The organism is Planctomycetaceae bacterium (assembly GCA_039680605.1).
Lineage (GTDB): Bacteria > Planctomycetota > Phycisphaerae > SM23-33 > SM23-33 > JAJFUU01.
Map to the genome: position 1 here is coordinate 36,186 of JBDKTA010000061.1, position 14,958 is coordinate 51,143.

Genomic DNA, 14,958 nt, shown 5'->3' on the forward strand with positions numbered 1-14,958 from the left:
CGATGAGCCTGGTGCGTTCACTTGCTGTTGGCGCTGGCGGGGGCCGACGCCGGTTGGCTCGCAGGCATGTAGGCCTCCGCTTCGGCCCGCATCGCCTCGGGCGAAAACTCCCTGGCAGGGCCGCTGTAACGGCGGAACGTGATGGGGTAGCGGTCCAGGCCAAGGGCCTTGATCAGCCAGTCGTGGGTGTGGCGCGGATTGATCAGGAGCGGCCGGCGGAAGAGCTGACGCACGATATTCTCCGAGGCGTCGTCGCCGTAGCGGATCAACGGGTACTCGCCGCGGCCGAACTGCGGGTCCATGTCGGTGATGGCGTGAAAGCAGTTCGAGGCATTGGCGTTCCGCGCCGCCCCGCCGATCTGATCGATGCACTGGTAGCCGATGCGTCCGGACTCGATGAAGCCCTTCTGCTCGATGAACCGCAGGTAGAGCCCCCGCCAGATTTCGTACGGCCCCCAGAGGGAGACCCGCTCCTGCTGCTTAAGCATCTCCTGGATCGTCGCGTCGAGCCCCAGGTTGACGCCCTTCTCGGGCGTGAGCCTTCCCGGGACGATCTCCAGCGTCGCCGGCATCCAACTGATCGTATCGACGGCAATGATCCGCCGAGGCTGGCCGGGCAGCTCGATCGTCCGCACGGCCGTGCCCCACGTGTGCGTGTAGCGCGGCTCGTGCGAAGGCCTCTGGGAACTGAAGATCAGGGCATAGCAGTGCTCGTGCTCGGGCGTCGGCAAAGCCAGTAACTGCTCCGCGTTAAGCTGCCGCGCCGGCGTCAACGGCCGGGGGTCCCGACAACCGACCAACGCCAGGCAAACCGCCACAAGCCATGCAGCCGCTGCCGCTTTGACCCACCGGTCGCCCCGCGTCTGATTCGTCAAAGCAGCAAGTTTTTCGCCCATAGCGCACACTCGAGACTGATAGCCGCGATCAGCCGCGGCGGCCGCAGTATATCACCGGCCGCTTCGTGATGCGAGGCAGCACCGACCTGCCCGGCGGCTGGACAGTGCTCGCCAAGGCTGGCGGTAAGAGATTATGCTTGGGCTTGAATTTCGGTGGCTATGGGCTTAGTGTTGTTTGTCATAAGGCGATTCGGTCCATGGGTGTAGACGAACAGACAATTCGGGAAGCGGTCTTGCTGCTGAAGAAAGCAGCCGATCCCAAGCGGATCATCTTGTTTGGCTCGCATGCAACCGGGCGCGCCGGCGAAGACAGCGACGTGGATTTCATGGTCATCGAGGCAGCGGTGCCCAACGTGATTGCCGAAACCGTTCGATTGCGCCGCGTTCTGAGCCCGCTGCGCATTCCCGTCGATATCATCGTCGTCAGCGAGGACTACTTCAATTACTGGGCCGACACGCCCGGCAACCTCATGTTCGAGGCCGCCACGGACGGCAAGGTTCTCTATGACCAGGCCGCGTGAACAGGCGCTTGTACTTTTGGCCAAAGCGCGGCAGGACGAGGTCCTGCTGGAAGAGGTTCTTGCTTCGCCACGCGTCGCCGATGAAATCGTCGGGTTTCATGCCCAGCAGGCGATTGAGAAGTTGCTCAAGGCGGCCCTGTCCCTTCGCGAAATCCGTTACCGAAAGACCCATGATTTGCGAGAGCTTCTTGACCTGCTGCGAGACATAGGATGCGCTTTGCCAGAGAGGATCGATCGTGTCGACGACCTGACTCCTTACGGAACATTGCTTCGCTACGAAGCGATGAGCCTGGACCAGCCGGTTGATCGCCAAGAGATGCTCGATCTGGTTCGGCAGGTTCGCCGATGGGTTGAGTCACAGCTTGGATAGGCCCTGCACGGCCGGTCAGCACCGATCTGCACCGGCGGTTGGACGTGCTCGCCAAGGCCAGCGGCAAGAGCCTCAACTCCGTCGTGATTGAGACTTTGGAGCGCGAAGTCCAGACAGCCGTCCCGCTTAAATCTCAGCCCGCCCATCGCCGCCGCGCTTCGCACCGCCCGAGACGGTGACCGGGGTGCCACGCACAACTCCGTTGTGCGTGTCCCTGAACATTCAGAGCAGAACAGCTTGTCCTGCATCGGCCATTCTCATTTCCGCCGACGGTTCTTTCCTGGCCCAGGGCACATTGGCACGCACAACGGAGTTGTGCGTGGCACCCGACCGCCAAGGCCTTCTCAGGTACCCATGCCACCCGCCGGACAACTCGCTCCTCACGGTGACTCGCTGGCTTCTTCATGCATGAATTAAATAAGTCCGTCCCCAGAACTCCAGGACCTGCCCCCTTTTCCTCAAGGCAAATCCAATGAGTTTCAAGCCTTGCTGCGAGCACTCCGAAATGAGACCACTGCTGCCTCCAGAAGTGGCTCAACATCTGCTGTGAAGTCCAAGGGCCTCGGATCGAGAACCATCCCTGTCAAGTGAGTTGAACGCGGGCCGGGGTCGGCAGCAGGGATTGAAAGGCCATCAGGCCAATTGGGGAGCCCCGCAGATTCTTCCCTCACCACCAACACCGTCTGTTCATTATCCCAACTCAACACCCAGACGGCTTCTGGTGCTCGCTCTTGTAGATAATATTGCGCTCGCTGATAGATTTCTTGAGGAGTCATAGAATCTGTACCTTATGCCCCGTGAGAAAACCGTCCCGGTGGCGACAGACACACTGTATCATCTTCACATCGCCAAGGTCAATTGTCGAGGTGGATTAACCCGACGTGCTGATACTCTCGTACTCTTGATCTGCCTACCACTTCGCTCCTTCAGGGTGCGGGCACTGCTTGCCCTTGAGATGAGCGAGGATGGCCACCAGGCAACCGCAGTGGCGGCAGGTGGTGGAGTATTGGAGGTCTTCGCAGGCGGCGCAGGTCTTGAGGCGGCGATGGATGGTTGGCTCGTCGGCTAAGGGCTGGGGATGATCGCGGAGGTACTCGTCAAGGATGCGCTGGACCTCGTGCGGGGGGATTCGCACGCTGGTGCGGCAGCCTTTGCAGTTTTCCGTCGCGGTGGATGGGGAGTCAGACGGCATTACAAAACCTGCCCGCCCCGCTGGGGCGGTCGTCATGAGGAACCTGTACCGGGGGCCTCGCCCCCGGCTATGTCCTTATCGCCCCGCTGGGGGCGAAGATAACTCGCGGGCGGGACGCCCGCGGGACACGCGGACGGACGTCCGCTTACACGAACAGCAGACGAGGGCAAGATGCCCTCGCCACGCGCGGAGGGGACGTCCGCGACACGGATAACAGGCATGGGCGGGACGCCCATGCCACACAACAAGAGCATGGGCGAGACGCCCATGCCACACGGCAAGAGCATACGCGAGACGCCCATGCTACTCACGGGGAAGATGCCCGTGCTACGGGGGACGCCCGTGCCACTGCGGACGCCCGTGATACGGGTCCGGCCGATTACTGATTATCGATTACTGATTACTGTTGTTACGCTATTTCCAGCACCACCACGCTTCTTGGGGGCAGCTTGACGGTCAGTTTGCCGGCCTTGAGGGTGGCGCCGTCGAAGTCCTGGGGCTTGACGGCGTTGGGCTTGTCGAAGGTGTTGCAGGTGTTGATAGCCGGGGCGGTCAGAACCGTGCCGGTGATCTTCGCGCCGTCGGCGCCGCGCACCAGGCCGGAAATCTCCTGCGCCTTGTCGGCGTCCAGGTTGCACAGCGAAACATGCACCTTGCCCGCAGCGTCCTTCGAGGCCGACGCGCTGACGGCTGGAACCGTCACGTCCTGGCAGACGTAGTTGTCGCTCTCGATGGCCATGTTGAGGGCGGCCGCATCCTGGTGTACCTGGAACATGTCGAAGACATGGTACGTCGGCGTCAGGATCATCTTCTTGCCTTCGGTGAGCACGACGGCCTGGAGCACGTTGATCGTCTGGGCGATATTCGCGATGCGAACGCGCTTGCAGTGCTTGTGGAAGATGTTGAACGTCACGCCGGCGACCAGGGCGTCGCGGATGGAGTTCTGCTGGTACAGGAAGCCGGGGTTGGTGCCCGGCTCGCAGGCGTGCCAGGCGCCCCATTCGTCGACGACCAGCGGCACGGAGGCCTGCGGGTCGTACTTGTCCATCACGGTGCTGTGGCGCGCGACGAACTCGTCCATCTGCAGGGCGGTCTTGAGCTGCCAGGCCCAGTCGATCTCCTCAAACTGCGTCGCCGAGCGGGAGTTCTTGCCCGAGCCGCAGTAGAAGTGATAGCTCAGGCCCTGCATGCGGCCGTAGCACTCGCGCATGAGCACGTCGGTCCAGTTGTAGTTGTCATTCCACGAGCCGCAGGCGATCCGGAAGAGCTGGTTGCCCGAGAAATTGCGGCAGTATGTGGCGTAGCGGCGATAGTTGTCGGCATAATATTCGGGGCGCATCGAGCCGCCGCAGCCCCAGTTCTCATTGCCGACGCCCCAGAACTTGATCTTCCAGGGTTTCTCGCGGCCGTTCTTTCGGCGCAGGTCCGTCATCGGGCTCTTGCCGTCGAAGGTGATGTACTCGACCCACTGCTGCATTTCCTGCACGGTGCCCGATCCGACGTTGCCGCAGATGTAGGGCTCGGTGCCAAGCTGCTCGCAGAGGTCGAAGAACTCGTGCGTGCCGAAGTGGTTGTTCTCGACGACTCCGCCCCAATGCGTGTTGATCATCTTGGGCCGCTGGTTCCTGGGGCCGATGCCGTCCATCCAGTGGTACTCGTCGGCGAAGCACCCGCCCGGCCAGCGCAGGTTCGGGATGCCCATCTTCTTGAGGGCCTTGACGATGTCGTTGCGGATCCCGCGCGTGTTGGGGATGCTCGATTTCTCGCCCGTCCAGTAGCCGTCGTAGATGCAGCGGCCCAGGTGCTCGGAGAAATGCCCGTACACGTGCTTGTCGATGGTCCCGACCGGCTGGTCGGCGTTAATCCAAAGTTTGTTCATTGAGTGTTCCTTTCGTGGAAAGGCATTATCACTTGCGCGCGGGCGGTGTCAATATGTCGGCCTCGAATAGGGCGAAGAAAAAAGCCGACGACGAGGACGAGGACGAGGACGAGGACGATGAAACGGGATAGGGGAGTGCGGGATTACTGGATCGAGAAGATTAAGAGGATTGGGATCAGGGTCGAAGAGTTAGCGGCGTAGCCCGCCACGGCGGATCTTCGACTTGCTCCGCGCGTTTACAGGGTCTGAAGAACCGCGTCGAGCAAGCTCGACCGCTAACGTCCCCCTCGGGTCCCGTTTTTCGTCCTCGTCCTCGTCGTCGGTTGTTATCTTTTGAGACGAAACAAGTCTTACAGCCTGCGGTTCAATCTCTACAAGGAGCTAAAAACTATGCGCCTCAAAACAACGGTTTGTCTGGCGGTCGCGGCTGTGGCTTCGTTGTCCATTTGCGGCGGAGCGGTCTTTGGTCAGGATAAACCCAAGACGCTGGTTTACGACGGCTTTGCCACCAGCGTGGGCGCCGGGTCCTATCGGAATCACATCCGCCTGGTCGCCTCGGGCGGACCGATATGCGACACGGTGGGCTTCGACGCCGAACACGGCTGGACGGGCAGCACCAGCCACCTGCTCAGCCGTTACGGGCGCGAACTCAAGCACAGCCTGCTGGAGAAAACCAGCAAGGGCTCGCTGGGGCACAACACGTATAACGGCCACCGCTGCGTCGGGCGCAAGCTGGCGGCCGGGCCGGTGTCGACTACGGGCGTGTACACGCTGTGCCTGTTGTACCAGGCGTGGGAAAACCCCACGACCAAGGCCAAGGGCAAGAACGGCCACACGACTAATTTCCCTGAGACCTACGGCTTCATCGGTTTCGTGCCTGACGACCCGCCCCTCTCGGGCGACGCCCACGGCGGGGGCAACGACGGCAAGCGAGGCGTCAGCCTCGGCCACTACGAAGACGACCTGTGCGTCTTTGCCGGCGGCAAACATTTCGTCATTGTCGAGCAGTTCGAGGTGGGCAAGGTATACCTGCTGATGGCGGAGATGACCGTCAGCAAGGATGGACCCGAGTTCATCCGCGGGTTTTATGTTATCGACGGCGACAAGGCGCTGACGGCCGCCAAGTTCAACGAGGACAACTCCGGCAAGGGCGTGCAGATAGAGACGTGGTCGAGCCCGGACGACTTGGCCCGTTTCCAGATGTATATCAAGGATGTCGAGGGGATGTTCCCGCCGCAGGCTTCGGTTGGCGACAGCGCCAAAACTGACTTTGACACCTGGGACGAGGTTCGGCTGCTGGACGGCAAGGCCGTCGTGCCCGTGCCGCACATTCCCGCGCCCACGGCGGTTGTGCCGCAGGAAGAGCTGCTCAAGGCCCGCCCGTCGCTGCCGGAGAAATTGCTGGCGTACTGGAACTTCGACGAGGGCACGGGCGAGACGGCCAAGGACTCGGCTGGCAAGAGCGATGGCAAGACCGTCCGTTGCACGTGGGTCAGCGACGGCGCATCCGGCAAGGCGCTGAACTTCAAGGCCAACACCGGCGTGAAATATGGCTATCACGAGGCCAGCTCCGTGTGCGTTCCGCACGAGACGGCAGTCAAGAACGACCTGCCGTGGGAGCGTCACCACAAGTTCACCTACAGCGCCTGGGTTCGCGGCGGCGAGGATTTCAAGAACGCCGCCGACATCATCACCAAGGCCAACGGCGCCAAGGCCACCGAGCGGATCTTCGCCGATATCAAGGGCATCGGCTTCATGATCACCGGCGGCAAGCTCGAGCTGGAACTGACCAACTCGATCAACTATCCCCAGCGCGACAACCGCCTGAAGGTCTGGGGCGGGCTTGAAGTCCCCGGCGACAACAAGTGGCATCACGTGGCCGTCACGTACGACGGCATGAGCAAGGCCGCGGGTATCACGTTTTACGTGGATGGAGTCAAGGACACCAAACCGCGCGTGGCGCAAGATCAACTCGACGGCGACGTGGGCGTGACCAGCCCGCTGAACATCGGCGGGCGCGACTGCCTGGATGAGAAGAGCGGCTGGTCTATGCGCGGCGCCAGCTATGCGCTGGTGGGGGACATCGACGAGGTCGGGGTTTTCGGCTACGTCCTCAAGCCCGCAGAGGTCATTGCCATCCATTCGCTACAGACGTCCGACAAGCTCAAGTACAACCTCGCCCAGGCCAACGCGCTGATCGAACTGCACCGCGCGGGCAAAGGCTCTGCCAAGATCGGCGACGTGTCGTGGGCATTCGCGTCGGGCCTCTCGGGTGAACCTGGCAAAGTCGCCTCCGTGGGCGGCAAATTCTCCATCAAGCTCGACGACAGTGGCACGGGGGTCAAGAGCGAGTAGAAAAGCTGATTCACCACAGAGTTCGCAAAGAACGCAGAGAAGAATAGAGACGGAGAAGGTCTGATTTAATGACTTCCTCCAATCTCTGCGACCTCTGCGATCTCTGCGGTGAATAGCTTTTTTTTGCCCGAAATCCCGCTTCCTGGGTGAATAGAATAGTCTCGATCTATTGCACCAGGGAGCATCTCGATGAGGATTCAAGGCAGGAAATATGCAGGCGGGATTGCTGTCGTCGCGGTGATTGCGGCATGGGGCGCCTGTGCGATGGCCGAGAAATCGGCCACCCTGATGTACGACGGGTTCGTCGCCGGCGCCGGTCCGGGCGCGTACGCGGAACATTCCCGCCCCTACGGTCAGACGCCGTCGGTGGGGGTCTGGGGGTTTGATCCGGATCTGGGCTGGCGGGGCAACTCGGTCTTCTATCATTTTCGGGCAGGCAAGCTCACGCACAATCTGCTGGAGCGGTCCGCCGGCGGGAGCCTGGGGCAGTGGGCGCGTCAGGGGGTGGTCATTCTTCATCGTCCGCTGGCGCTGCCGCCGGTGGCCAAAAGCGGCGTCTACACCTTCTGCGTGTTGATCCGTCCCGCCGAGCCCAACGACCGACGTTCCATCGCGGCGATGGGCGTCGGGCCCTATCGCGTCAGGGGCAGGGATGTCGACCAGGTCAAGAGCAAGGGCCTGGCCCTGGGGCTGATGGACAGCTCGCTGTGCGTCTTTGCCGGCGGCAGGGCCTTGCCGATGGTGGAGAATTACCTTCCCGCCCACACGTACCTGCTGATGGCCGAGATGACCGTGCGGCGGGACGGGCCTGAACTCGTGCGCGGCTTCTGGGCCCTTGAGGGGCAGAAACTCACCGAGGCGAGGTTCAATTCGCAAAGCGCCGGCAAGGGCGTGGCCGTGGAGACATGGTCGCGGGAGAGCGATCTTGAAGACCTGGAGCTATTCGTCAGCGACCCGTCGCTGAGTTCGCCGCTGGAGGCTTCGCCCAACGACGTGGCCCGGCGCGACTTCATCACCTGGGACGAGGTGCGGCTGCTGGACGGTCCGGCGGCTGTCCCCGTGCCCGCCGATGAGTCGCTCTCCGCGCCGGTCAAGGCGCCGCCCGCTGCACCGCCTGCGCCGCCGGGGCCTCTGGCGCACGGTCTGGTGGCGTATTGGCCGCTCAACGAAGGCGACGGTCTGGTGACGCGCGACGCCGTGGGCGGGCGCGTCGGAAAGCTGCAGCAATGCTCCTGGATCGACGACGGCGTGCGCGGCTGTGGCTTGCGCCTGAAGGACCCCTCCGTGGCGGGCAGCGCGGCGGTTTCGGGCTCGGTGAGGGTGGACCCGGCTGCCCCGCTCCATGCCGACAACAGCAAAGTCGTCACGCTCAGTGCCTGGGTGCGCGGCGGAGAGAGCCTCAAAGGCCGCTGCCCCATCCTGGAATGCGAGCTGGCTGGCGGAAAGCGAATGGCGATGGTGATCGTCGACAACAGGCTCTGGATCGAACAAGGGCAATCACGGCGGGTGGCGGACGGACTGACGGTGAGCGGCGACAACCAGTGGCACCACGTCGCTGCCGCCGTCAACCCCGCCGCCAAAGACGACGCGGTGACGTTCTTCGTCGACGGCGTGCGGGCGGGCCCAGCCGCGCCGGGCAAGAACGACTCCTCGCCCACGCCCCATTCCCCGGCGAAGAACGATGCGGACGCTTGGCGCCTCGGCGGCGAGAGGGAAAAGCCCGCCGCCGCGGCAGACATCGACGACGTGGGCATCTTCGACCGCACCCTGCCCGCCGCGCACGTCAGCGCGATTCATTCGCTGGCGTTGACGCGTTTCCTGCGGTACGACCTCGACCAGGTCAACGGGCTGCTGGAACTGCACGGGGCAGGCCAGGGCAGCGTCAAGATCGGCAACAAGACCTGGAAACCCGCCAAAGGCCTCAAGGGCGATCTGGGCAAAGCCATTTCCAGCGACGGCAAATTCTCGATCAGACTTTCCGACGACGGATCCGGCGTGGCCAGCGATTAAGGTCACACAAGCTCTTCAAAAGGACTTCTTGGAAAAGTCTGGGCTTTTGGCTTGCAAAAATGTCGGATCGGCTTATACTTTCTTTCTGTTGGGCCTCATTGCCCCGTTGATTCCCCAGGAGAAGCCGGTCCTCAAGCCCGGTTGGGGAGCAGAGACGGAGGCGGGCAAATCCTGGACCAACGGTTCTACGCATCCGTTTTATGCGGTCTGTGTACAGGCATCTGTCTGGGCTGTTGAGCCCTTAATCGATGGCATCTTTGAAAGGATCAGGAAAATGAGGACGGCACTTGCGACAATTCTGACGGTTGGACTTGTTCTGGCGCTTGCGGCGGTGGCCACAGCGGCGCCTGTGCCGGTTACAACCGGACTGCGAGCCCAATACGATGCCAGCGCCATCACCGGCGTCAATGACGGCGATCGTGTCTACTCATGGGCCGATCTTGCCGGCGGCGATGACAATGCCAGCACAGGTGGATACGGCGCGTACACTGGCATTCATTGGATCGCCAACGCCCAGAACGGCCTGGGCGCCATGCGGTGCGACGTCTACGCCGGCGACATCGGCGACTGGTTCAACATTCCTTCCATCACCCCGACGTACATATTCTTTGTTGGCAAGGAAACCCGCGCCAGCCGCAGTTCCACGATGATGGGCCAGAGCAGCAACATCGACTACCACAATGGAGGCAGCGCAGGCGTTTTCGCCAATTATGGCACGGTGAACGAGCACTGGGTCGGCAAGCTTGACGGGACAGGCATTAACCTGGTAACGCAGAAATATTCCCTAAATACCCCCTTCATCCTGTCTATAGATGAGACTGCTCCGACTTGGGCGAGATATACCAACCGCATTGGCTCCGACCGCGATGGTTACGGCAGCCGCGCTTGGGGCGGCGACATCTATGAAGTCCTGCTCTATACCGGTGCTCTGACAGCCGACGAGCAGAATGCCATTGGGTACTATCTTCAGGAGAAGTGGGGCATCGCTGGCGCTTACACCAACCCGATTCCCGAGCCGGCGACGATGAGTCTGCTGGTCATCGGGGGCATCGCGGCCTTGATTCGGCGCAATCGCCGCTGAGGCAGGCGGGGTTTTTTCTCGTAAATCACGTGTGCTGTCGGACGCAGCACGAGCTTAACGGACGGATCCTGTTCTTTTGACGCAAGGAGAATGGCATGCGGAACAAACTGATGATGTGCGCGGTGGCGGGACTGATTCTGGTTTTGGCAGGAGTGGCTCAGGCAACGGTCACCACGGTGGCCCTGTACCACATGGGCGAAGACGGTGACGACCTCAATGTCGGCCTCATCGCCGCCACAGGGACGGATGCTGCTATGGTGAGTCGCGGCACCTCGTCGATTGAGACCGGATCGAGTGGCGCTGCCGGCAGCACGAAATATCTGCAGACTCAGCAAGGTCGCTGGTCGGCTCCCACGTATCTCACCGGTACTTCGACCAATTGGGGAATGTCCGCCTGGCTGCTGTTGCCTCCAGACCCCGCCCCCGCCCGCCCTAACTACATGGCCGTGTCGAACGGCAACTATTACCAAATGCTTTCCATTTGGGATACAAACCCCAATGGCTGGATCCATACCGGTAACTATGCACCGGTGACTGAGTGGGGTACCTGGGTACATGCGGCGATTGTCTACAACGGAAGCAACAACAGGGAGTTCTACCTCAACGGCGTACAAGTTGGGACCGGCCAGAACGCTAATTCTACCAATCCTGTTCAAGCTGCCGGAGGCTATCAGGCCTTCTGGATTGGCACAGGTAATGCCAATACCGGCGGCGAATGGCTCGGCGGGATTGATGAAGTCCACGTCTTCTCGTTCGAGGCAGGCGCCTTCAATATCAGCGATGTCTACCAGACGACCATCCCCGAGCCGGCGACGATGAGCCTGCTGGCCATCGGCGGCATTGCAGCCCTGATTCGGCGCAAACGCAGCTAAGCTTCAGTGATCTGTAGCCATCAATGGGCGGGTGCCTTCACGCGAGGCGCCCGCCCTTGCTTTATACCTCAGCGTCCTCAGCGACCTCAGCGGCGACAAAATCCTCTTTACCTGCGCCGCGATTTTGTGGATAAAGCCGATTCGCAACGTGCGTTCAGGATGCATGGGCGAGACGGGTGCCACGCACAACTCCGTTGTGCGTGTCCCTGGCAGTCAGTCGAGGTTCAGGGAGCATGGGCGAGACGCCCATGCCACACGAATTTCAGGAGCAGACCGATGTCCGAGTATCAAGCCTTGACTCGCGAGCAGCTTTCATCCGTCATCGAAGGGCACGCCGATACGCCGCGCGTGCCGCTCTATATCCACATGTGGGTTCACCCAGACGCCTTCGGCGATCGGGCGCAGGCCGTCCGCGACATCCTGGCCCGCTATCCCCAGGACGTTCAGCCGGTCGGGATGAACATGCCCGCCAACTGCCGCGGCGACAACGCCTACCCCAATTGGTCCTATCTGCCGTACGCCAATCCGACGCTCGGGCGTCACGGCGGCATTGACTCTAACGTGCTGCTGGACGACTGGGGCAAGATCGACGAGATCGTCGCCAACTTCCCCCGCGCCGACTTCGCCGGTCTGTGGGACTACAAACCCGAGGCCCCCGATCAGCGTTACCGCCTGGGCATGTGGTGGTTCTGCCTGTTCGAGCGGCACTGGTCGCTGCGGGGCATGTCCAACGCCCTGATGGACTACTACACCAACCCCAAGGAAGTACACCAGCTCTTCGACGCCCTGACGACGCTCTACTGCGGGCTCATCGAGCGGGCCGGCGTCGAGCAGCACTGCGACGGCGTCTTCACCAGCGACGACCTGGGAACGCAGACCGGCGAGTTCTTCTCCCCGGCGATCTTCGACGAGTTCTACGCCCCGTACTACAAGCGGATGTTCGACGCCGCCCACAAACACAACATGCACTTCTGGCTGCACGTGTGCGGCAGCATTCTCAAGTTCATCCCCAAGTGGATCGACGTCGGCCTCGACGTGCTGCACCCGATCCAGAAGTACACCATGGACGAGCGCGACGTCGCGCGGAAGTTCGGCGGCAAGATCACCTTCTTCGCCGGCATGGACGTGCAGCAGACCATCCCCTGGGGCACGCCCGACGACGTGCGCCGCGAAGTGCGGTTCATGATGGACACGTACTGGCAGCCGGGCCAGGGACGCTGCATGATCACGGCCGGAAACGGCATCAACGGCGACTGCCCGCTGTCCAGCCTCGAGGCGTTCTTCGACGAGTCGTACAAGTACGGCATCGAGGTCGCCAAGCGATAAACAGGCCTCAGTGCCAGGACGCGGTGGCCGCCGTACCGCCACCAGGTCCCCGCCCCTTCGGCGGGCGACGGCGGATGGGCCCTGAAGGATTCGAACCTTCGACCAAGGGATTATGAGTCCCCTGCTCTAACCGCTGAGCTAAGGGCCCGATTTTGGTGGAGGATGTTGGCGACTGTTTCACCCATCGGCATATTCGGGCATTTCGGCGCATTCTACCCGCCTGCGGTCTTTGTGGCAACGTGGTGGTTTATGACGCTTGCGATGGAAAAGACTGACCGAGGGGCGGCTATGGAAAAAAACTTGTTTTAGGTGGAATACCTCAATACTCCGCCAAGACAAATCCGAATGCTTTATGGCGTGCTTCATACGCATGGAGGCTTCGCCGGGACTCTGCAGCCGGAGCAGATGACCTTTCCGACGCGCAGTTGACCCCGTGGCCACGCATGGATGTCCCACCGGTCAGCGCCCTATTTTTATGGCGAGGGCCAGTTATGTATCTGCACGAAGCAATCTCGATTCCACGATGCCCGCCCCGGACATTCGCGCTTCCTTTCAGCACCAACGCTGTGCCGCTGCGATGCCTCTGGGCTGTCCCCTCCCAATGTTGCCGCTGCCGATGGGCCTGGGCTGGCGGAGCGGTCCCAGCCGGCCCAGCGAGTCACCCCGCCCAGGCGCTCCGGCAGGCTCTGGCGGGGCTCTGCCCGCAGAGTCGGCGAATGCTCCTGCTCCACCTGGCGGACGGCCTCGACGTCGCCGAAGCCGCGGCGGCGCTCGACATGCCCGTGGGCCTTGTGGCATTTCGCACCAAGGTGCTTCTGGAGATCCTTGCCAGAGTGCCCAAAGACTCCAGCAACTACGAAGGAAGGGAGGTCCGCCATGGTGGCTCAAGCTTTCGACTTGCATGACGCGCGGGTCCTGGTTGTCGATGACTGGCCCGAGGTGGTCTCGCTGATATCGGAGATCCTCGCCCAGGCCGGCGCGCAGGTCGAGACCGTCACCGACGGGAGCGAGGCAATCCACCGCCTGGCGCAAAGCCGCTACGACCTGCTCATCCTGGACCTGGGCATGCCGCAGCCCGACGGGTGGGAGATTCTCGATTTCATGCGCGAAGCCGTCCCCGAGGCGCTCGAACACACCATCGTGCTGACCGGCCGGCGCTACGACAAGGAAGTCCGCGGGCGGCTGGCCCGGCGGGATATCGAGGTGCTGTATAAACCGTTTTCACTGGAAATGCTGCTGGAATTGTCGGTGCGGGCGCTGGGACGCCGCCCGGCGGCATGAGGAAAGACAGTAACCAGTAACCAGTAACCAGTAACCAGTAACCAGTAACCAGTAATCAGTAACCAGTAATATCAGTAATCAGTAATCAGTAACCAGTAACCAAGCCACGAATCACGGAGCCCGGTACCGATTACTGATTACCGATTACCGATTACTGCTGTTAACAAGGTGTGAGCGATGCTCGACGAATCGCAGCAACTGCCCATCGGCGGCGCGGCCGCCAACGACGCGGCGCTTCAGCGGCAATTCCTGCAGATGCAGAAGATCGAGGCCCTGGCGCTTCTGGTGGGCAATGTCGCTCATGACTTCGGCAATCAGCTTTCGCTGATCAGCGGATACGGGCAAATGCTCATGCGCCGCCGCGCCGGCGACGTCGAAGACCGCCGCCTGCTCGAACAGGTGCTCAAGGCCGCCGACCGCTCGAACGACCTGTGCCAGCGGTTGCTGTCGGCGTGCCGCCGCGAGATCGTCCGCCCGGTGCTGGTGAACGTCGGAGACCTGCTGACGGAGATGGCCGCCCCGCTGGACCGGTTGCTGGGCAAGTACGTTTCGATGTCGATTCGTCTCTCGCCGGCGCCGGCGTGGGTCAAGACCGACCCGGCGCAGCTTCAGCAGGCGATGATCAACCTGCTGATGAACGCTCGAGACGCGGTGGCCTCGAGCGGCAACGTCGGCGTCGAAATCACCCACGTGCTGGTGGATCGCCAGCAGGCCCGCCGCCACGCTCCGGTCCAAGCCGGGCGATTCGTCAGGCTGGTCGTCAAAGACGACGGCGTGGGCATGGACAAGCAGACCCTCTCGCAACTCTTTCAACCGTTCTTCACCACCAAGCCCCCTGGAAAGGGAACGGGGCTGGGGTTGACGATGGTCAGCCGGTTCGTTCGCCAGAGCGGGGGGTTCATCACCGTCGATAGCCGCCCCGGAAAGGGCAGCGCATTCAACATGTTCCTGCCGGCCATCCCCGTGCGGCCGGCGCACGCGCCGCAAAGAGCGAAAGTAGTCAGTAATCAGTAAATCGGTCCCTTGCACACGCAGTGCCACTGCCGCCGGTTTGGTCATTAGTCCTTTGGTCGCTGATGCTCGTCTGGCATTTCGTGCGGATTGAATACTAAATAGTAGGTGACTGGTTACCGATTACCGGTGTTACCGATTACTGATTACCAATTGCTTCAACT

General features: G+C 61.9%; 13 protein-coding genes and 1 tRNA gene. 10 read left to right on the top strand and 4 right to left on the bottom strand.

All coding sequences use genetic code 11. The features are described from left to right. Nucleotides 1-17 precede the first annotated feature (17 nt). Nucleotides 18-896: a hypothetical protein gene (locus ABFD92_18295; protein ID MEN6506492.1), complete on the bottom strand. Its 879-nt coding sequence runs from the start codon at nt 894-896 to the stop codon at nt 18-20. A 197-nt stretch (nt 897-1,093) separates the two neighbouring features. On the opposite strand from ABFD92_18295, the gene ABFD92_18300 reads away from it, so the two are divergent. Beyond that, nucleotides 1,094-1,417, top strand: a complete 324-nt coding sequence (locus ABFD92_18300; GenBank protein ID MEN6506493.1) for a nucleotidyltransferase domain-containing protein — start codon at nt 1,094-1,096, stop codon at nt 1,415-1,417. Continuing rightward, nucleotides 1,401-1,787, top strand: coding sequence for a HEPN domain-containing protein (locus ABFD92_18305; GenBank protein ID MEN6506494.1), 387 nt, complete (start codon nt 1,401-1,403; stop codon nt 1,785-1,787). Before ABFD92_18300 ends, ABFD92_18305 begins: the two co-directional genes overlap by 17 nt. A gap of 910 nt (nt 1,788-2,697) precedes the next feature. On the opposite strand, the gene ABFD92_18310 is transcribed toward ABFD92_18305, so the two are convergent. Together ABFD92_18310 and ABFD92_18315 are read right to left on the bottom strand one after the other, a co-directional pair. Then, nucleotides 2,698-2,979: a DUF6171 family protein gene (locus ABFD92_18310; protein ID MEN6506495.1), complete on the bottom strand. Its 282-nt coding sequence runs from the start codon at nt 2,977-2,979 to the stop codon at nt 2,698-2,700. 409 nt (nt 2,980-3,388) lie between these two features. Beyond that, a complete protein-coding gene (locus tag ABFD92_18315) occupies nt 3,389-4,858 on the bottom strand; it encodes an alpha-N-arabinofuranosidase (protein MEN6506496.1) in 1,470 nt (489 codons plus the stop codon). Between the two features lie 390 nt (nt 4,859-5,248). On the opposite strand from ABFD92_18315, the gene ABFD92_18320 reads away from it, so the two are divergent. The 5 genes from ABFD92_18320 (at nt 5,249) to ABFD92_18340 (ending at nt 12,502) form a co-directional block, all read left to right on the top strand. Beyond that, nucleotides 5,249-7,213 (top strand): LamG domain-containing protein, encoded by a 1,965-nt coding sequence (locus ABFD92_18320; GenBank protein MEN6506497.1) that lies wholly within the window; start codon nt 5,249-5,251, stop codon nt 7,211-7,213. 189 nt (nt 7,214-7,402) lie between these two features. Beyond that, nucleotides 7,403-9,223, top strand: coding sequence for a LamG-like jellyroll fold domain-containing protein (locus ABFD92_18325; protein ID MEN6506498.1), 1,821 nt, complete (start codon nt 7,403-7,405; stop codon nt 9,221-9,223). A 28-nt stretch (nt 9,224-9,251) separates the two neighbouring features. After that, on the top strand, nt 9,252-10,304 hold the full coding sequence (locus tag ABFD92_18330; protein MEN6506499.1) for a PEP-CTERM sorting domain-containing protein: 1,053 nt from the start codon (nt 9,252-9,254) through the stop codon (nt 10,302-10,304). A gap of 95 nt (nt 10,305-10,399) precedes the next feature. After that, nucleotides 10,400-11,176, top strand: a complete 777-nt coding sequence (locus ABFD92_18335; GenBank protein ID MEN6506500.1) for a LamG-like jellyroll fold domain-containing protein — start codon at nt 10,400-10,402, stop codon at nt 11,174-11,176. Nucleotides 11,177-11,452: 276 nt separating this feature from the next. Beyond that, nucleotides 11,453-12,502 (top strand): uroporphyrinogen decarboxylase family protein, encoded by a 1,050-nt coding sequence (locus tag ABFD92_18340; GenBank protein MEN6506501.1) that lies wholly within the window; start codon nt 11,453-11,455, stop codon nt 12,500-12,502. Nucleotides 12,503-12,577: 75 nt separating this feature from the next. On the opposite strand, the gene ABFD92_18345 is transcribed toward ABFD92_18340, so the two are convergent. After that, nucleotides 12,578-12,650 (bottom strand) — tRNA-Ile (locus tag ABFD92_18345). A gap of 343 nt (nt 12,651-12,993) precedes the next feature. Between ABFD92_18345 and ABFD92_18350 the strand changes: the two genes are divergently transcribed. The 3 genes from ABFD92_18350 to ABFD92_18360 all read left to right on the top strand — a co-directional run bounded on the left by ABFD92_18350 (nt 12,994) and on the right by ABFD92_18360 (nt 14,797). Further along, entirely contained in the window at nt 12,994-13,407 is a 414-nt protein-coding gene (locus tag ABFD92_18350; GenBank protein ID MEN6506502.1) for a sigma factor-like helix-turn-helix DNA-binding protein, read from the top strand. Beyond that, nucleotides 13,379-13,783: a response regulator gene (locus ABFD92_18355; protein ID MEN6506503.1), complete on the top strand. Its 405-nt coding sequence runs from the start codon at nt 13,379-13,381 to the stop codon at nt 13,781-13,783. Before ABFD92_18350 ends, ABFD92_18355 begins: the two co-directional genes overlap by 29 nt. Nucleotides 13,784-13,960: 177 nt before the next feature. Next, complete coding sequence (locus ABFD92_18360) at nt 13,961-14,797, top strand: ATP-binding protein (protein MEN6506504.1); 837 nt, start codon at nt 13,961-13,963, stop codon at nt 14,795-14,797. The last annotated feature ends 161 nt before the right edge of the window (nt 14,798-14,958 follow it).